At 45.9% G+C, this 19884-nt stretch carries 11 protein-coding genes; 2 read left to right on the top strand and 9 right to left on the bottom strand.

Features of this window, described 5'->3' with window-relative positions:
• Positions 1 to 32 precede the first annotated feature (32 nt).
• The 8 genes from EYR25_RS08500 to ampD all read right to left on the bottom strand — a co-directional run bounded on the left by EYR25_RS08500 (position 33) and on the right by ampD (position 16119).
• Positions 33 to 2249 carry a patatin-like phospholipase family protein gene (locus tag EYR25_RS08500; RefSeq protein WP_165953481.1) on the bottom strand — a complete coding sequence of 739 codons (2217 nt, stop codon included), beginning with the start codon at positions 2247 to 2249 and terminating at the stop codon, positions 33 to 35.
• A gap of 210 nt (positions 2250 to 2459) precedes the next feature.
• Entirely contained in the window at positions 2460 to 6932 is a 4473-nt protein-coding gene (locus EYR25_RS08495) for an EAL domain-containing protein (protein ID WP_133179321.1), read from the bottom strand.
• Between the two features lie 139 nt (positions 6933 to 7071).
• A complete protein-coding gene (lpdA, locus tag EYR25_RS08490; RefSeq protein WP_011715641.1) occupies positions 7072 to 8499 on the bottom strand; it encodes a dihydrolipoyl dehydrogenase in 1428 nt (475 codons plus the stop codon).
• A 149-nt stretch (positions 8500 to 8648) separates the two neighbouring features.
• Positions 8649 to 10682 (bottom strand): pyruvate dehydrogenase complex dihydrolipoyllysine-residue acetyltransferase, encoded by a 2034-nt coding sequence (gene aceF / locus EYR25_RS08485; protein ID WP_133179319.1) that lies wholly within the window; start codon positions 10680 to 10682, stop codon positions 8649 to 8651.
• A gap of 12 nt (positions 10683 to 10694) precedes the next feature.
• Positions 10695 to 13361: a pyruvate dehydrogenase (acetyl-transferring), homodimeric type gene (gene aceE, locus EYR25_RS08480; protein WP_099457080.1), complete on the bottom strand. Its 2667-nt coding sequence runs from the start codon at positions 13359 to 13361 to the stop codon at positions 10695 to 10697.
• Between the two features lie 80 nt (positions 13362 to 13441).
• The gene (pdhR, locus tag EYR25_RS08475; protein ID WP_011070781.1) at positions 13442 to 14194 is read right to left on the bottom strand and encodes a pyruvate dehydrogenase complex transcriptional repressor PdhR; all 753 of its coding nucleotides are present in this window, start codon (positions 14192 to 14194) and stop codon (positions 13442 to 13444) included.
• 345 nt (positions 14195 to 14539) lie between these two features.
• Positions 14540 to 15391, bottom strand: coding sequence for a beta-lactamase regulator AmpE (ampE, locus tag EYR25_RS08470; protein ID WP_133179317.1), 852 nt, complete (start codon positions 15389 to 15391; stop codon positions 14540 to 14542).
• Positions 15392 to 15573: 182 nt separating this feature from the next.
• Complete coding sequence (gene ampD, locus EYR25_RS08465; protein ID WP_133179315.1) at positions 15574 to 16119, bottom strand: 1,6-anhydro-N-acetylmuramyl-L-alanine amidase AmpD; 546 nt, start codon at positions 16117 to 16119, stop codon at positions 15574 to 15576.
• A 253-nt stretch (positions 16120 to 16372) separates the two neighbouring features.
• Between ampD and nadC the strand changes: the two genes are divergently transcribed.
• Complete coding sequence (gene nadC / locus EYR25_RS08460; RefSeq protein WP_133179313.1) at positions 16373 to 17254, top strand: carboxylating nicotinate-nucleotide diphosphorylase; 882 nt, start codon at positions 16373 to 16375, stop codon at positions 17252 to 17254.
• A 583-nt stretch (positions 17255 to 17837) separates the two neighbouring features.
• The gene (locus EYR25_RS08455; protein WP_165953557.1) at positions 17838 to 18248 is read left to right on the top strand and encodes a pilin; all 411 of its coding nucleotides are present in this window, start codon (positions 17838 to 17840) and stop codon (positions 18246 to 18248) included.
• Positions 18249 to 18299: 51 nt separating this feature from the next.
• Here the strand turns inward: EYR25_RS08455 and EYR25_RS08450 are convergent, their stop codons facing one another.
• Complete coding sequence (locus EYR25_RS08450) at positions 18300 to 19739, bottom strand: O-antigen ligase family protein (protein ID WP_165953480.1); 1440 nt, start codon at positions 19737 to 19739, stop codon at positions 18300 to 18302.
• Between the last annotated feature and the right edge of the window lie 145 nt (positions 19740 to 19884).

Below are 19884 nucleotides of genomic sequence, written 5' to 3'. Positions count from 1 at the left end.
GGGCATAACCTTAGTTATGCCCTTCGATCGATTTAGAAGGCTTTACCGACAAATAAATACAAGGATTTATCACCCATATCTGTAATACCAAAGCCCAGTGCTGCCGGTCCCATAGAAGTATCTGTGCCTATGTAAAGGCTAGAAGCATAGATAAGGTCTGAGAGGGATACCTCTGAGCGTTCATACCATACATTTCCCGCCTCTAAACTTAGCCCTAAATAGAGCGGGTAATCTCTCATACCTAAGGCATCTCGGCCCAAATCATATTGATAAACAAAGGCACCAAACAGCTTATGCGCCCCTGTGAGCGAGTCCTTGTGATAACCAGAAAGGTTTAAGAAACCGCCCAAATCGGACAAGTGTAAGGTATTGAGTCCGTCATTATTATTTGTCGCAAGCGATGCTTTACCCACAAAGGCATGATTGCCTACACTAAGCGCGCCTTTCCAATCGGCTTCAACCTGAACACTAAATTCGTTTTTATTGTTATCAACGACATCGTCAAAATCTTCATTACGCACATACACATTTAAGGTGATGCGGTTACCCGATGTAGGGAAACTGATACTGTCTAAGCTGTCATAACCAACTCTCAAGTAAGCACCGTAGGAGTTAAAATCAAAATCCTTCAGCAACCAGGCATCATTGACGATAACGCCCTTCTCCCCCACTAAGCCAAATTCAATAAACCCTTGTAAAACATAGTTATAACCAATTCCTAATTCAATAGTGTGGGTTTTCTTGTCAAAGACAAAAACACGGTTATTGTTATCGTAGAGATCCCAATTATGAACATCGAATTGATATCGGGCTCGACTATAAAACTCTTGATCTCTATCTAGCGGTTGATAAAACTCGGTTGCAAATAGCTTTTCGAACCCTAGCTTGACCTCATTACGCCACTCTCCACCGTTAAAAGTTAGGTCAGTCATGGTGTAAGCCATATCAAAACTAATCGCCGAGTCGGAACTAAAATCATCTTCCCAATTAAACCCGAGTTGGAAATAATTCGGCCCCCAAGATTTAGCACGGGTGGTCACAGTAAGTACTCGACCTTCCTCACCTTCCACAAACTCAGCATCCACACGCTCAAATTTGTTTAAGGCATAAATCCGTTTTAACGCATCGTTTAACTCATCCTTAGTAACGGCTTGGCCTGCCTCAAGGTTCAAGGTTTCCTTCAATAGGTTAAGGCTAACCTTAGACTGGTTATCGAATACGATTTCTTTAATGGGATGGGCCACATTTGCAATTAAAAGCTTACCCTTGGCCTTCTTAGCCTCGACATAGGCGGCATATTCTTCAGCACTGACACTCATGTTTTGCAATTTATCTAACTGCCCATTCGCAGCTTCTTTTCCTAGCGTTAGCGCCAAAGGCATGATGGTAAAATCTGTGGTACTTAAAGCATCAATGGCGGGACGAATTAGTACGTCTTTATCGGTTAGTAATTGTTTTTGCTTTTCGGTACTGGCATTGGTCAAAAAATTTGATAACTGGTCAAGCACCGCTATCGTGCTATCGAGCTTATCTTTTTTTACCAAGGGTGAACCGATATCCACGGCAATGATGATATCCGCGCCCATAGCCTTAACCACATCCACGGGCATGTTGTTGGCAATACCACCATCGACTAACAACTTGCCATCAATCTGAGTGGGTTGTAGTGCGCCGGGTACTGTTGCAGAGGCCTGCATGGCTTTGACTAAACTGCCATGGTTAATCACAACGGGTAAACTAGTTTCTAAATCCGTCGCAACCGCACGATAGGGTATAGCTAAAGTATCAAAATCACCAAATTGTTGAACTAAATCAGTTGACTGGCGCAATAACTGCGACATAGTTTGCCCGCGTAACAAACCGCTCGGCGCCCTAACCTCACCCTCGGTATAACCGATATTAAGGGGAATATTGTAGCGATCACGTAACTGCTTATCTCGATAACTCAATACATTACGCGGGATGGTATCCGAATAGCCACTATCCCAATCGACCCCCATCATAATGGCTTCGACTTCACTAGCGCTGTAGCCCAAAGAATACATGCCTGCAACATAGGCACCTATGCTGGTGCCTGCGATGTAGTCCACGGGAATATGATGTTCCTCTAAGATTTTAAGCACACCCACATGGGCAGCACCTTTAGCACCGCCACCGCTTAACACTAGCCCCACTTTTGGCCGTTCGGCCGCATACAAGGGAGTTAGCAACACACATAAAATTAGAGTAGCTAATATTTGGCGCATCATAATGAGTACTTTTTATGGGATCAAAATTTCGAGTTAATATTAACAAATTTATCTATTTAACCGTCAGTCATATTTTATCTGAACCGATGAGTTAAGAATTAAACAACGCATTAATACTTAATTCGATATCAGGTAAATGCAACAAACCAAAAATGGCTGCGCAAACTTGCTTGCAAAATTATGGCGCTATTGAGGTGTTAGCATTCAGTATCAAGATTGCAATGAAGCCTGCGGGCACTGTTGCTGCAAATATTTCTCAAAATCGCTGACAGGCATAGGCTTAGCAAAATAATAGCCTTGGATAATATAACAACCACGGCTAAAGATTTGCTCAAGTTGCTCAACCGTTTCGACACCTTCAGCCACAACGGTTAGTTTCAAGTTACGCGCTAATTCAATAATACTGCTCACAATCGCCTGATCAGCAGCATTTGAAGCGATATCAATTAAAAATGAACGGTCAATTTTAAGCGTATCCACTTCAAAATTTCGTAAATATGCCAAAGAGGAGTAACCCGTACCAAAGTCATCAATCGCGACTTCAATCCCTAGGTCATCAAGTTGTTTTAAATGGGTCTTAGCCACTTGCAACTCTTTCATTAATACCCCTTCGGTGATTTCCAAGCACAAAGAGGCAGCAGGCATCCCAGTATCGCTGAGTATCTTCTTTACACCGTCAATAAAATCAGGTTGACGGAAATGCACAGCCGAAATATTAACCGACAACTTAAAGGGCTGAGTCATTGCTTTAGCCCATCTTGCCCCATCCAAACATGCCGTTCGCAAAACCCAACGGTCAATATCCACAACCAAACCACAAGCCTCAGCAACTTTAATAAAAATATCGGGGCGCACAAATCCATCGACGGGATGCCGCCAGCGAATGAGTGCTTCCATTCCGATAAATTTATCTCCACGCAAAATATCAATTTGTGGTTGATAATGGAGCTCGAACTCTTCTCGCTCGATGGCTTTACGTAAATCAGCTTCTAAACGTAGGTGATATAAGGCTTGGGCATTGCGTTCTGAAGAATAATATTTAAAGTTTCCTCGCCCTTCTTCTTTAGCGTGATACATGGCTAAATCGGCATTTTTAATAAAGGCTTCTGGCTGTATTGCATCATCGGGCCATATGCTAATCCCAATACTGGTAGAAATATAAAACTCCCTACCAAATAATCTAAAAGGCGCCACAATTTGCGCTAAGAGTTGTTCTGCTAAATGATTGATATCATCTAACTCTTTCACATTTTTTAATAAAATAACAAACTCATCACCACCAAAGCGACAAAGCAAATGCTCACTGCCGATACAGGATTGCAATCGATTTGAAGCCTCGACCAGAAGCGCATCCCCCATACTATGACCATAGGAGTCATTCACATGCTTAAACCGGTCAAGATCGAGAAACAGTAACGCTAACTTTTGACCATGCTGTTGTGCAGTCTGTATCGCCTGCGTTAACCGATTTGAGAATAAAGATCGATTAGGTAGCCCAGTTAATACATCATAATTTGCTAGTCGACGAAGGTCAGCCTCAGTACGTTTTCTGTCTGTAATATCTGAGAATACAACAACATAATGAAGTGCATTTTCATTCACTGACTGCATCACAGACACGTTAAGCCATACAGGACACACCAATCCATTTTGCCCAACAAGTTCACGCTCTCCAGTCCATGAGCTATCTTGGCCAAGTAACTGCGCCACTTCCGTTGACAGTCCGTCCTTCATTTGCACAAATTGCGAAAACGATAAGCCTACTAGGCTCTTTTGTTCAGAACCTAAGATGTGCTGTGCAGCATGATTTGCGACACGGATGTTTTCATTCACATCTAAAATCAATACACCTTCTGATGTGTTTTCAAATGCTTGAGCTAATAGACTGACCTCATCCTCAAGCTGACGCTGCAAAGTAATATCGCTGTAGATACCGGCTACTCGCTCAATTACCTTGGTTTGCTTATTCCGCTGTACGGGACGACCACGAACCCTCAACCAACCCCAATTACCATCACGACGCTGGTAGCGATATTCGGCCTCAAACCGATCAATCTCGCCTGCCAGCATACTGTTCCACTGTGCCAGCGCCTTATCCCTATCCTCAGAATGAACGGGGAGCTCCTCAAGGGAAACGACTATCTCATTGGCATGGCTACCCAGCACTGAGCCGCGATTATCAAGGTAAAAACTCTGGGTATCTCTATGCCATTCCCACAGGTCGGAGTCGCTACCACGAAGCGATTGGCGTAAACGGTCATCACTCTCGGTTAATGCCTGATTCATTGTCATGAAAGTGCGTACTTGACGCTGACGATACCAAGCCAAGCTCAGTGCAAGAGTCGAAAATACTAGTAGTAATATTCCCTTAAAGCCTTGAGAAAGCCACCAGTACTGCTCAACATAAAATGGATATGCAAAGGGCTTATCTGACCAAATTCCATTTTCTTGGCTCAACACCTCAAGTACATATTCTCCAGCGGCCAGTCCAGCAAGGTTTATCTGAGATTCCCCCTGAAGTAGCACATAGTTATCTTCTTCTCCTTGATATCGCAGCCGATACTTAAATTGGATGGGTGAGTCGTCTAAATAATCTAAGTTTGTGATTTGCAGACTGACCATATTGGCACCTGGCTTAATCACCATCATAGGCTTAGGCAATAAAGACACTTGCGTATTATCGTCATAATAAACAGACACTGACTCCAACATCACATGGTCATCTGTTATGCGATTCGACAGTTTATCCACATCTATGTGCATTACCCCTTCAGGGGTACCGATATAAAGCCCTGTCGCCGCAGAATAAAAATATGCCCCCTCATTCATCTCATTTGAAATCAAACCATCGAGTTGATTGAACATAGCAATATGCCCTGTTGACGTATCTTGTCGGATCAGGGAATCAGCACAGGCAACCACATTGGCATTCGTGGTTTTTTGGATAAAAAATACCGAGTTACAGTTAACTTGCCATTGCGAAGTAAGCGAAATTAACTCAGCAGTATTAAGCCGATATTCAAATAGGCCTCTCTCATAGGAACCAAACCACATCACTCCAGGAGATATTTCTTCAATATGACTAATCGATGGCTCAGAGCTCAAACCGCTGAATAATCCCCTCTTATCGTGGAATAGGTTTTGCTCATCAATAAAACCAAACACTCGTCTTCCGCCTAACCATAACTTGCCATCGGAAGCTCGATACAAAGTACGAATAGTAGGTCGCTTGGGTTCTGGTGAGTCCCCCGTCGATCCATCAATATTAAAAGGCTGTGGCTCAAACAGCCCTTGCTCCCAAAAATAGAGACCCGTTCCTGTCGCGATCCAAAATCGTCCCTTTAATTTGGGATCAACATAGGTGCTATAAATGAGCTTATTTTTAAACTCTTCACTCCCATGGGCCCACTGTGAAAAACTCATTCCTTTTAGGGTTAATTTATCGACAACAAATAACCCACTGGTGGTCGAAACTAATAAATAATGCTCGATAAACTGACTGATCCCATAAATACTCTCATGGGCTTTCAACCCGTCTATCTCAACGGTCACCGCTTTCTGGTTATTTTTCCCCACAAAACTAAGATTTGAAGCACCAAACCATAACCCTTCATCACTTGCAAACACAGACCACACCATAGGATCGGGTAGCCCATAGGGGGGTTCGCTTGTGTAGGTATCGAGAATAAAATCCGGCTGCGAAGCCAGCAATGCCAAGCCATCACCAGAGCCGCCCACCCACATTAAGCCAGCATTATCAAATAAGATGGCCTTCAATGTTTCCATATTGGCTTGCGTCTTAAGCTCTTGTTGATAATTTTCAATCTGGTGGGTATCGGGAGACCACTTGAGTAACCCCGCTCGACTTGAAAACCAAATTTCACCATTATGGCCCTCAACCATAGCGGTACTCCAATCGGGTAATTCTGGAACAGGAAAAATCTGTAAGGTTTTTGGTTCTAATCGATAAACCCCTCGACTCGTTGCAATCCAAATACGCTGTTTTGAATCCTCAAGCATATCCAGAATACTACCCATGGATTCGGTCCATTGATAATCAACGACTTTTTCCCCCGCACCGTTGAGAAGTAGCAATTGAAATTGGCCCGCAACAAGAAACTGACCATCAGGCATGCTCAATAATTTTCGCCATGGTAAATCGCGATTCACAGGCAATTGGTTGACTAAAGTCAGAGTAAGTTTTGAAGGGGAAAAATCGTAAATCTGACCATTATCAATCAATAATCGCCATTCTTGGGTATTCTTACGCGCTGCAGAAAGTAAAACACCACCGGGGAAATGTGGAAATAAATTGGGAGACCCCATCTGGATAAACTGATTTTTTGCAATATCGTAAAGGTAAGTCGCAGCATTTGTGCTCAGTAAAAGCATATCGCGATCGACATTGATAACGGTTGTTAAAAACTCATCCGCAAGCCTTAATTCAGACCCAGTTTTATCAATCCGTCTCACTTTAGAATTACTAACCCGATACAAACCTTGCTCGGTTGCTGCCCACACAAAACCATGGTCATCAAGTGTGAGCGCACGAATGCTCGTGGCTTCTAGTCCATCTCTATCAGTAAAAACCCGTTGCACAAAACTACCCGCCCAAGCCGACTGGAGACTCAAGCAAACAAGCAACATGGAGGGCAAAATGAAGTGGATTATTATTTTTTTCATTTGATGACTTACTTCACACCATAGTTGTACTGTAGCAGTTCAACAATCCCAATACACTCGCTTATTCACATTAAATTTACATTTTTATTTAGGCAATAAAAAAGCGCCCTAATGGACGCTTTTTAAGAAAGGTATCAGCTTACTTTTTCTTTGCCTTTGGGTTTGGCAGATCAGTAATAGAACCTTCGTAGATTTCAGCCGCTAGACCTACTGACTCGTGCAGCGTTGGGTGCGCGTGGATAGTTAATGCTAAATCTTCAGCATCACAACCCATTTCGATTGCTAGGCCGATTTCGCCTAACAGTTCGCCACCGTTCACACCCACGATAGCACCACCGATTACGCGGTGAGTGTCTTTATCGAAAATCAGCTTAGTCATACCTTCGCTGCAATCAGAAGCGATAGCACGGCCAGAGGCAGCCCATGGGAAAGTCGCGGTTTCGTAAGCAATACCTTGCTCTTTCGCTTCTTTCTCAGTCAGACCAACCCAGGCCACTTCAGGGTCTGTGTAAGCGATTGATGGGATGACTTTTGGATCGAAGTAGTGCTTCATGCCCGCGATAACTTCAGCCGCTACGTGGCCTTCGTGCACGCCTTTGTGAGCGAGCATTGGTTGACCAACGATGTCACCGATAGCGTAGATGTGCGGTACGTTAGTACGTAATTGCTTGTCTACGTTGATGAAACCACGCTCGTCGATCTTAACGCCTGCTTTTTCAGCGTCGATCAGCTTGCCATTTGGCGTACGACCGATAGCCACTAACACTGCATCGTAACGTACTGGCTCAGTTGGTGCGCTCTTACCTTCCATCGAAACGTAGATACCGTCTTCACGGGCTTCAACCGCAGTGACTTTGGTTTCGAGGATCAGGTTGAATTTCTTCTTGATTTGCTTAGTGAATACGCGAACAACGTCTTTGTCAGCCGCAGGGATCACTTGGTCGAACATTTCAACCACGTCGATTTCACTGCCTAAAGATGAATACACAGTACCCATTTCTAGACCGATGATACCGCCGCCCATAACCAGCAGTTTGCCAGGAACTTCTTTCAGTTCTAATGCGTCAGTCGAATCCCAAATACGTGGGTCTTCATGGGGAATGAATGGCAGTTTGATTGGGCGAGAACCCGCAGCGATAATCGCTTGGTCAAACTTAACAACGGTCACAGTACCGTCTTCAGCAGTTACTTCTAAGCTGTTAGGGCCAGTAAATTTACCGAAGCCATTAACAACGTTTACTTTACGCATTTTAGACATGCCGCCTAAGCCACCAGTCAACTGGCTGATCACTTTTTGCTTGAAGCTGCGTAACTTGTCTAAATCGATTGTTGGCTCGCCGAACACAACACCGTGTGCAGCAACGGCTTTGGCTTCTTCGATAACTTTAGCAACGTGTAACAGGGCTTTAGATGGGATACAACCCACGTTCAGACACACACCACCTAAAGTGCTAAAACGTTCAACGATAACGGTTTCCAGACCTAAGTCAGCCGCACGGAAGGCAGCAGAATATCCAGCAGGACCTGCACCTAATACCACTACCTGAGTTTTGATTTCGTTACTCATGTTTTCCTCTAATTCTCATTCAATCCGTTGGAGGAGAGTAATCCTGCCAACCGAAAATGCGCCAGCGCGTAAGGTGGGCGCATTTTAACCTGTGTTTGATACTGATCACAATAAACAAAAGGCCACTCAAGTTGAGCAGCCTTATTTGTTTACAGAATCAAAGTACGAATATCGGACAGAATTCCTGACAGGGTCACGCTAAAGCGTGCAGCCATAGCACCATCGATCACGCGGTGATCGTATGATAGCGACAGTGGCAACATCAATTTAGGCTCGAATTCTTTACCATTCCACTTAGGCTTAATTTCAGATTTAGACACACCTAAAATCGCCACGTCTGGGTAGTTAACGATTGGGGTAAATGCAGTACCACCAATGCCACCTAGGCTTGAAATAGTGAAGCAGCTACCCTGCATATCGGCAGACTTCAGCTTACCGTCACGGGCGCGGATAGAAATATCGGCCAGCTCACGAGATAACTCGATAATGCCTTTCTTATCCACATCACGTACCACTGGCACAACAAGACCGTTTGGCGTATCCACCGCCACACCGATATGGTAGTACTTCTTCTGGATCAGTGATTCGCCGTCGCTGCTTAGGCTTGAGTTGAACACAGGGAATTGTTGCAGCGTTTTCGCCACAGCTTTCATCATAAAGACCAGCGGAGTGATCTTATAATCGGCTTTTTTCTTCGCCGCCGCGTCGTTCTGCTGCTTACGGAACTCTTCCATTTCGGTGATATCAGCTTCATCGAACTGAGTCACGTGAGGAATAGTTACCCAGTTACGGTGTAGGTTTGGACCAGAGATCTTCTGGATACGGCTTAATGGAATTTCTTCCACTTCACCAAACTTGCTGAAATCCACTTTCGGTGCAGCAATCACTTGCAGACCACCACCGTTACCCGCTGCAACTGAAGTTGCTGCTGTCGCCTTAGGACGAGACAGTTCGTACTTCACATACGCCTGTACGTCTTCCTTCATGATGCGACCTTTACGGCCAGAACCCGTCACTTGAGTGAGATCCACACCAAATTCACGGGCCAAACGGCGAACCGCAGGAGACGCATGCACCACACCGGTTGCCACTGGCGCACCCGCACTTGGGTGATGTGGCACAGGTGGACGGCTAGGCGCTGCAGCAGGTGCTGGTGCCGCTTCTTGGGCGACTGGTGCAGGCGCTGCGGCTTGAGCTACTGGCGCTGGTGCACTGCCAGCACTTGCTGTTGCAACGGAAGTAGTCTCAATCGTCGCAATCACGCTACCTTGAGAAACCTTGTCACCCACTTTAACGGTTAACGACAACAGTTTACCGGCGAATGGCGCTGGTACTTCCATGGTCGCTTTGTCGGTTTCAAGGGTAATTAAGCCTTGGTCAACTGTGATGTCATCGCCCACAGACACCAGCACTTCGATCACATCGACATAGCTGGCATCGCCAATATCAGGCACTTGGATTTCTTTAACCGCAATCACTGGCGTCACAGCGGCTACTGGAGCAACAGCCACCGCAGGAGCGGCTTGAGCTACAGGTGCAGAGGCTGCTGGCGCGCTCGCTTGTGGCGCTGCGACAGGTGCCGCGCCGCCCACTTCGAGCATGATCACTAAGGAGCCCTGAGAAACCTTGTCACCCACAGCCACTTTCACTTCTTTTACCACACCCGCGAATGGCGATGGTACGTCCATGGTCGCTTTGTCGGTTTCAAGCGTGATAAGGCCAGCGTCCACCTCAATCTTATCGCCAGCGGCAACTAAGACTTCGATAACAGACACATCTGTGTCACCACCGATATCCGGCACAGTGACTTCAACCACTTGGGTTGCACCCGTGGCTGGCGCGGCAGCCACAGGGGCAGGAGCCGCTTGTACTGGAGCAGGTGCTGCTGGAGCTGGCGCAGGAGCGGCAGCTTGAGCAACCGGGGCAACTTGAACATTAGCTGTGCCCGCTGCTTGCATCATCGCAATTAAGGTACCTTCGCTGACTTTGTCACCGACGGCCACTTTCAATTCGGCTAACACACCCGCGAAAGGCGCAGGAATGTCCATGGTCGCCTTGTCGCTTTCAACGGTCAGAATCGACTCTTCCGCTGCTAAGGTATCGCCCACAGAAGCACAGATTTCGATAACCTGTACTTCATCGCCGCCGATATCAGGAACAAAAACTTCTTTTAATTCAGCCATTTTTATTGCCTCTTACGCGTACTGTGGATTGATCTTGTCAGCGTCGATGCCGTATTCCTTGATGGCATTCGCTAACACATCAACAGGCAGCTCTTTACGATCAACCAGAGATTTCAGTGCCGCGATAACGATGAACTTAGCGTCCACTTCGAAGTGGTGACGCAGGTTGTCACGGCTGTCTGAACGACCGAAACCGTCAGTACCTAACACTTTGTAATCAGTTGGCATAAATGCACGTAACTGCTCGCCATAGATCTTCATGTAGTCAGTCGCTGCGATTGCCGGAGCATCACTGGAGATCACTTGGCTGATATACGCTTGTTTTGGCGTTTCAGTTGGGTGCAGCATGTTCCAACGCTCAACCGCTTGACCATCGCGAGTCAGTTCGTTGAAGCTGGTGACGCTGAATACGTCGGCAGTGATGCCGAAGTCTTTTGCCAGTGCTTGAGCCGCTTTGCGGGTTTGCTCAAGAATGGTGCCACAGCTCATTAACTGAACTTTGCCTTTACCCGAACCGCTAACCGTTTCCAACTTGTAGATACCTTTAACGATACCTTCCTCGGCACCTTCTGGCATTTCAGGCTGAATATAGTTTTCGTTCATTGTGGTCAGGTAGTAGAAGATATCTTCTTGGCTCTCGCCGTACATACGACGAATACCATCTTGAACGATAACCGCAATTTCATAACCGTAAGTTGGATCGTAGGTAATACAGTTAGGAATAGTGTTCGCCAGTACGTGGCTGTGACCATCCTGATGCTGTAGACCTTCACCGTTCAGCGTTGTACGGCCAGAAGTACCACCGACTAAGAAGCCGCGTGCACGCATATCACCCGCAGCCCAAGCCATGTCACCAATACGTTGGAAACCGAACATTGAGTAGTAGATGTAGAATGGGATCATTGGCACATCGTTCACTGAGTAGCTGGTCGCAGCCGATACCCAAGATGACATAGCACCTAATTCGTTAATACCTTCCTGCAGTACTTGGCCTGACTTATCTTCACGGTAGTAAGCCACTTGGTCAGAGTCTTGCGGGACGTATTTTTGGCCTTCGTGAGCATAAATACCCACTTGACGGAACAGACCTTCCATACCGAAGGTACGCGCTTCGTCAGGAATAATTGGCACGATGTTTTTGCCAATCTTCTTGTCTTTTAACAGTGCAGTCAGTACGCGAACAAACGCCATAGTTGACGAAATTTCACGGCCGTTAGAACCCTGCAGAATCGAGTCGAAAATCTTCAGTGAAGGAATTTCCAGCTCTTCGCTGAACTTCTGACGACGTTGTGGCACGCTACCATGCAGCGCGGCACGACGACTCATCATGTACTTCACTTCTTCCGAATCTGGACCTGGGTGGTAAAACGGCAGATCTTCTAATTGATCGTCTGGAATTGGGATATTGAAACGATCGCGGAAGTAACGGATAGACTCGATACCCATTTTCTTCACGTTGTGGGCGATGTTCTTACCTTCACCCGCATCACCTAGGCCGTAACCTTTAACGGTTTTCGCTAGGATCACTGTTGGACGACCTTTAGTCTTACGCGCATGGTCTAATGCCGCGTACACTTTAACTGGGTCATGACCACCACGGTTTAAGCGCCAAATGTCATCGTCTGACATGTTCGCTACCATTTCGGCGGTTTCTGGGTATTTGCCGAAGAAGTGTTCGCGAGTATAAGCGCCACCTTTGGCTTTACAGTTTTGGTATTCACCATCAACGGTTTCTTCCATTAACTGCAGTAACTTACCACTGGTATCACGGGCCAATAATGGATCCCAGTAACGACCCCAAATCACTTTCACCACTTCCCAGCCAGCGCCGCGGAATTCGCCTTCCAGTTCTTGGATGATCTTACCGTTACCGCGTACTGGGCCGTCCAGACGTTGCAGGTTACAGTTGATGATAAAGACTAAATTGTCTAATTCTTCACGGGCAGCTAAACCGATAGCACCTAAGGCTTCTGGCTCGTCACACTCACCGTCACCTAAGAAGCAGTATACGGTTTGCTCAGAACAATCTTTCAGACCACGGTCAGTCAGGTACTTTAAGAAGCGAGCTTGGTAAATCGCTTGGATTGGACCCAGACCCATAGAAACCGTTGGGAATTGCCAGTAGTCAGGCATCAACTTAGGGTGCGGATAAGAAGATAAACCTTTGCCATCCACTTCTTGACGGAAGTTAGCCAGCTGATCTTCAGTTAAACGACCTTCTAAGAATGAACGGGCGTAGATACCTGGAGCGATATGGCCTTGGAAATACACTAAGTCGCCGCCGTCTTTCTCGTTTGGCGCGCGGAAGAAGTGGTTGAAGCACACGTCATAAATGGTTGCGCTCGACGCGAAACTCGAAATATGGCCGCCTAACTCTAAATCTTTCTTAGAACCACGCAGAACCATAGCTAAGGCGTTCCAACGGATGATAGCGCGAATGCGACGTTCCATCTCTTGGTTGCCTGGCATGTGCGGCTCTTGACCCGCAGGAATAGTGTTCAAATAGGCCGTGGTCGCAGTGTAAGGCAAGTGCGTGCCGTTGCGACGGGCTTTATCGATCAGTTTCTCTAATAAGAAATGGGCGCGTTCAGGGCCTTCCTGTTCTAATACAGCTTGCAGGGCGTCAACCCATTCCTGAGTCTCTAACGGATCTAAGTCTTGTAGCATATCTTCAGACATGACACTGTCCTTCTCTATATACATGATGATGAATGGTGTTTGCGGCATATTCCGCTTTAGCGAGTGCTAAAGTCGGGAACTTAAGCGCCACTCTTTAAACGGCGCAAACTTCGCTGCAACCGGCTATCTTCTTCCCGCACAGATAACATCACCTCTTCGATGTAACTTAAGTGTTCATTCGAGGCTTCTCTGGCGGCTTCAGGATCACGACGAACGATAGCAGCGAGCAGAGCACGTCTGTGATCGTTGGCCATAGTGGAGGCTTCTTCGCGGCGGCTTAAAAGCTCCAAGTTTTGCGCCACATTCTTATGCAGCACAGGGGTTAAACTGAGTACGAGATGCAACATAGCCACATTGTGTGACGCTTCAGCTACTGCGCGGTAAAAACGCACAATGGCAGCGGCTTGTTGTTCGATATTGGTGGCGGCTTCCACCTCAAGGATCATACGCTTGATATTTTGCATATCGGCGTCTGTGCCACGCAACGCGGCAAAATAGGCCATCATGCCTTCGGTCGCATGACGGAACTCCAGCAAGTCGTATTGGCTTTCTGGATCGGCAGTCATTAATTCAACGATAGGATCGGCAAGACTCTGCCAGAGTTGTTCTTTGACATAAGTGCCACCGCCTTGACGGCGCATTAATAGCCCTTTCGCCTCAAGCTTTTGAATGGCTTCACGCAAGGAAGGGCGAGACACTTCAAACTGGATGGCCAGTTCTCGCTCCGGCGGTAATTTCTGACCCGGCTGTAAACTGCCTTCGAGGATCATCTGCTCGAGTTGCGCCATGATCACATCAGAAATTTTTGGCTGATTAATTTTACTATAGGCCATTTGGCGCTCAGCTCCGTTGTAAATTGGTCTTACCAATTTTTATGAGTGAGCGCACTTTATCAAATCATACTTTTGATGTCTAGATTGAAAATCGACCTTAAAAGGTGATCCCATCCAAAACCGCTCACGATGAGAGAGCATAGCCTAAAAAACTCATCATGGGGTCAGACCATTAAACCACAGCAAGAGCAGGTGCTAGGTGCTAGATTCTAGAACGCTGCAAAAGCGCAGCTGCTAGAAAAAGCAGAACGGGCTGCGCCCTTATAGATTCTAGATTTTAGGTTCTAGGTGCTAGAGCAACGAAGTGGCGTCCTAAATTCTAGAAGCCGCGCAGTGTCCTTCTTATTAACTCACCAACCCAAAAATGGTCAACAGCGATAGCACAGCAACCATCAGCGTAAAGTTGCGTTTACTTAAGACTAATAATGCTAAGGTCGATTGTACACAAACTGGTGCACTCGACTCCTCCGGCAGCGGCTGCGCCGCTAAAGCGGTTTCTGTCACCACTCGTCTGGCACTCGCATGAATATTTGAAGCATGGTCACGCCACGCCGAGAGCCCTTCACTAAACTGACCGCTGAGCGCATAGCCAAAGGAAAATATCCGACTCGGGATCCAATCCATAACAAACATAATATCTTCAATCAGCGGTAAATTAAGCGACTTACGCACATTCTCTTCGGCATAAAAGCGGGCGGTGCAATATAACACCGCGCCGACTGGGCCTAGGAAGATAAAACATAATGCCACTGCGCCGTAATAACGATAGTTAATCCAGGCAACACTCTGCCCGACCTTAGCGCCTAAGTCTTTTTCAGACACCGCATCCAAACACTCACTGCAATCTAGTTCGGCGGCATAGTGGTAACAGGCTTGCACATCGGAGCGACACGCCGCCTGCATATACTTTTTGAAGCTATCGCGCTGTTTTTGATGATTAAAGCAAATAATTGCCACTACCACCCACAGGGCAAGGGTTAATAAACCCCAAAACATGCCAGACGCAACCCACCCCAAAACATGCACGACCAAAGCCGGTAACACGAGGGCGAGCAACATGTTAGTACTAGTAAGAGAAGCTTTATCCCCAAAAAAGGTCGATTGATAGGATTGCAGCACGCGATCGCATTGCCAGGAGGCAGGAAGAAACTTCAATCGTTCTACGAGAATGGCGACCAATAATGAAAATAATGCCATCGGTAATACTCCTTGTAAAAAAAGCTGGACAGGCTAGAAACAAACAGCGCGGGCTTCGCCCTTCTAGGCCCTAGATTCTAGGTTATAGAGCCACGAAGTGGCGTCCTAGAGCTGTGCTTTTGCTGCGTCCTAGAGCTGTGCTTTTGCTGCGTCCTAGCAGTTGCGCAGCAACGTCCTAGATACTAAAAGTCGCGCAGCGCCGCTAAATATCTTTGCCAGTCAAAGCTTGGGCCTGGGTCAGTCTTCCGCATTGGCGCAATATCACAATGTCCCACAATCCGCTCTGCGGTTAACGCAGGATATTGTGCCAATAAAGCTTGGGTCAATGCGGTAAGTTGCTGATATTGGGCGGCAGTATAGGGCTCAGTATCCGTACCTTCAAGTTCAATACCAATAGAGAAATCATTACAATTTTCCCTTTCGCCATAACGGGATACACCCGCGTGCCAAGCTCTATCTTCACAACTCACATACTGCACACATTCGCCATCGCGGCGAATTAAAAAATGTGCTGACACCTGCAGCCCAGCTAAATCGGCGAAACTTTCATCGGCACTGGTATCTAAACACCCTTGAAATAATTGATCAATATAAGGCAGCCCAAAGCATCCCGCGGGCAAACTAATATTGTGGATCACCAACAGGCTGATCTCTCCAAAGGGCCGACGGTTAAAATGTGGTGATTCACAGCGCCGCGCCGAGGTAAACCATCCGGCATCAAAGCCCATATTTCCCCCTTAAATACCGCAATAACTGCACTACTCTAACAGCATTAAGTGACTGAATATATGCAATTCAATGACAAGCCAGAAATAACCTGCCGCAAACAAAATCGCTATTTTTCGGCACGATAATATTACTCGGCCAAATCCGTGTGACTTTTTATCACCCGCACGAGGTGGTAATCTTAGCCCTAAATGCAAGCAAGCAAGCAATTTCAAGCACGCCATCTGTGGCATGCAAGAATGCAAGGACCCAATCATGCTAGAGAACGATATTCGCCACGCCGTAAAAACCGCCCTCAATGAAGACCTTGGTGGAACCGAGATCAACGAGCACAGCAAAGCCATTGCCTACGGCGATATTACCGCCCAACTTATTCCTGCTGATAAATATGCTGAAGCAACCCTAATCACCCGTGAAGAAGGCGTTTTTTGCGGAAAAGCTTGGGCCGAACAAGTCTTTAATCAATTAGGTGGCGAAGTTGCCCTGCACTGGCATGTTGATGATGGCGATCTCGTGCTGCCAAACCAAGTGTTATGTGAATTATCAGGCCCTGCCCGCACCCTGCTGACGGGCGAGCGCACGGCAATGAACTTTATTCAGACTTTGTCAGGAGTGGCGACGCTGACAAAACACTATGTCGATAAGTTAGCGGGCACTCACACACGCCTGCTCGATACTCGCAAAACCATCCCAGGACTCCGCACGGCTCAAAAATACGCAGTGACCTGTGGCGGTGGTAAAAACCATCGAATCGGTCTGTTTGATGCCTTCTTAATTAAAGAAAATCACATTATGGCCTGTGGTGGCATACGCCAAGCAGTGGATGCAGCGCGCAGTTTACATCCTAATAAACCCGTAGAAGTCGAAGTCGAATCACTAGAAGAACTGGCATTAGCGCTAGATTCAGGCACAGATATCATTATGTTAGATAACTTTGATATCACCATGATGGTCGAAGCCGTCGAGCTGAATAATCTGTACAAAGCGAAAGGCAGCGGTGCAAAACTTGAAGTTTCAGGCAATGTCACCTTAGATACCTTGGCAGAATTTGCCAAAACTGGGGTTGACTATATCTCCGTTGGCGCCCTCACCAAGCATGTTCGCGCCTTAGATCTATCAATGCGACTGAAAGGTTAAAAAGAAGGTTATAGGCTCTAGGGAATAGTTCCTAGGGCCTAGCTCGTAGCTCGTAGCTCGTAGCTCCTAGATTCTAGATTCTAGATTCTAGATTCTAGATTCTAGATTCTAGATTCTAGATTCTAGATTCTAGAATGAGCTTGCCAGCGTCCTAGCCGTTGCGCAGCAACGCCCTAGAATCTAAACCCTCACCTTTACAGCATAACCCCACTAAATACGCAGATTAAAAACAGGTATAACTTGCGTCGATGTTTTGACTCTGTGTTAATTGCGTCAACTTAACTAACATTGTCAATACTTTGTTAGAACGCAATACGTTTTAGCATCAAGTTTTTAGACAAAATAATCATTTAATTAATACTTTATGCGTAAAAGTAGTTTCAATTTACTTAACTTTGTACTAACTTTTACCACAGGCGAGATGGCCGTTTCGGCCTTCCTTATCAAAATGAGCTCAAAGTGAATTGTCGCTAGCCAAAAAACCAGCAATTCATGCCAAGCAATTAAGATAAGCAGCCGAAACGAACACAATCGATAAATGACACTTTGCACTGTATTGGAGTTAAAAATGAAAGGTATCAAAATGAATAAGAATGCTCAGGGTTTCACCTTGATCGAATTAATGATTGTAGTAGCCATTATCGGTATTTTGGCTGCTGTAGCATTGCCAGCTTATAAAGACTATGTAACATCTGCTCAAGGTAGCGGTGCAATGAAAGGTGTTTCTACATTTGCACAAAAAATCCCAACCTGTATTCAAACTGGTGTTGGATGTTCAACAATCAAAGCAGAAGTTAATGCTAATCCTAAATTTACCACTATAAGTGACGTAACCCAGGATAACGGCATTACGTTGGTGTGGACCGAAGCAAAATGTAAGCTCACAGCAACATTCACCAGTACTGGTTCTGTTACCTTCGCAATGGATAAAGTTGGAACTGGAACCGACGCCGATTTAGCTCTCTGTAAAAAAGCCGCTGGTATCGGTAGCTAATAATATCGTAGTTTATTATCAAGCCCCTTTAAAGGGGCTTTTTTATCGATATCAATTAATTATTCCTGTTAACCATAGTCTTGGAAACATTTGCTGATTTAGCGTGGCCTCATTAAGGCTTTCGATTAATAGTGCAGCACAGGTTATCACGGCTGCCATTAATACCACTTTCCAAGGTAATGCAATCACTCGCGATTGATAGTGGTGGCAATTAAGTGCCAATAATGCCATCAATAATGCTTGGGATAATGGCATTACAATTACCCCATCAAACATGGCATAAATCCATAGTGTAAACAGGGCAAATACCAATACTATATCAGTAGTGTCCTTCTCTATGCCTATATGTGAGCCTGTGTCGAGGCTACTTTGTGAGTTTTTAGCCAAATGCTCACTCAGGTTTTCCCCTACTTTTTCCCGTAATAAGGTAAGCCACTTTAATATTGCCCATAATGTTATCAGCGACCAGCTCGTAGCCAAGATAAATGCAACCACACCAAACTCATATAAAAACTGCATGAGGGCATTATGTGGGTGAGCATTAGGTAAAGGTCTTGCTTCTGCCCATGCAAAACTCATTGGCCCGTAACCTAAGCCAATACGTTCAGGGATCGCCTGCAAAATATAAATCCACATATCAATCCGGCCTGAGCTATTGGTTCTTAGTTGCCAAATTGGGCTATCAAAAATAAACAGTGGAATAATAATGATCAGCACCAGCCATAAAAGCGTGCCGAAAGCCACCGCCTTCATAATGGGGCGAATAAACCCTTTACGCAGATCGGTAGATAAAAAGCGATATACCACAACAGCCGCCACTAGCAGTGCTAGTACTGCGCCGCGAGCCTCCGATTGCAGCAGGATTAACCACAACACACTAAAGGTCACCATGGCTGCCCGTTTATATTTTTTAAGTGGTTCGATATAAAAAGACAAACACAACAGCGGCAGCAGCATAACTTGCAACTGGTTGAAAAACCTTACATTCATAAAGCCAGCCACTAAAGAATGCACATCGGGCCGATTGTCATCAAGGGCATGAAATAGCAGCAGCAAAAAAAACTTAACCGCAATACAAACCGAGAAAAATAATGCAAACCCAAAAAAGTATTGCAGCGCAGCAGTTCTGCCTATATCCGCAATCAGTACACCAATGACGTAAAACAAACTGAGCAATAATAAAAAATTGGCTAATTCAACGAATGACCAAAATGGATGCTGGCTAAAAAAGGTTGATAACAAACCGAGTATAAATAGGCTTGCCACCACCCACAGTGTAAAAGACGATGGGACAATTATTGGAATACTCGGTCGCCACAAAAGGCCAACCGCTGAACACACGATAAATAGGACAACCAGTATTCGCTTAAGATCATAAGCATTATCCACGCCCAGATAACCAGTGATATAACCAGATAATACCGACCCAAGAAAAAATAGCGCGAAGAAAGTGAGCAGGATAATCCGGCTAACAATCGGGATTGATTTCAATATTTGCATCCTTAATTGAGCATACCATCATGCATTTATCCCCGATGGTGAGCGTTAGATTTTATCGCCAAATGACCGATTATTTGCGCGTTCTAGTCAAGTAAATCGGAGCGACTTGAAGATAAGGCATTGTTATTTATCGACC

The sequence above is a fragment of the Shewanella decolorationis genome, from assembly GCF_004354305.1.
Classification (GTDB): domain Bacteria; phylum Pseudomonadota; class Gammaproteobacteria; order Enterobacterales; family Shewanellaceae; genus Shewanella; species Shewanella decolorationis.
The sequence above is the reverse complement of the archived record's forward strand: the minus strand, read 5'-3'. Positions and strand labels throughout refer to the sequence as shown.

Excerpts from the sequence above, each read along its gene's own strand:
- aceF (WP_133179319.1), bottom strand. The coding sequence starts at position 10,682 with ATGGCTGAATTAAAAGAAGTTTTTGTTCCTGATATCGGCGGCGATGAA.
- EYR25_RS08455 (WP_165953557.1), top strand. The coding sequence starts at position 17,838 with ATGAATAAGAATGCTCAGGGTTTCACCTTGATCGAATTAATGATTGTA.
- lpdA (WP_011715641.1), bottom strand. The coding sequence starts at position 8,499 with ATGAGTAACGAAATCAAAACTCAGGTAGTGGTATTAGGTGCAGGTCCT.
- EYR25_RS08495 (WP_133179321.1), bottom strand. The coding sequence starts at position 6,932 with ATGAAAAAAATAATAATCCACTTCATTTTGCCCTCCATGTTGCTTGTT.
- nadC (WP_133179313.1), top strand. The coding sequence starts at position 16,373 with ATGCTAGAGAACGATATTCGCCACGCCGTAAAAACCGCCCTCAATGAA.
- pdhR (WP_011070781.1), bottom strand. The coding sequence starts at position 14,194 with ATGGCCTATAGTAAAATTAATCAGCCAAAAATTTCTGATGTGATCATG.
- EYR25_RS08500 (WP_165953481.1), bottom strand. The coding sequence starts at position 2,249 with ATGATGCGCCAAATATTAGCTACTCTAATTTTATGTGTGTTGCTAACT.
- ampE (WP_133179317.1), bottom strand. The coding sequence starts at position 15,391 with ATGGCATTATTTTCATTATTGGTCGCCATTCTCGTAGAACGATTGAAG.
- ampD (WP_133179315.1), bottom strand. The coding sequence starts at position 16,119 with ATGGGCTTTGATGCCGGATGGTTTACCTCGGCGCGGCGCTGTGAATCA.
- aceE (WP_099457080.1), bottom strand. The coding sequence starts at position 13,361 with ATGTCTGAAGATATGCTACAAGACTTAGATCCGTTAGAGACTCAGGAA.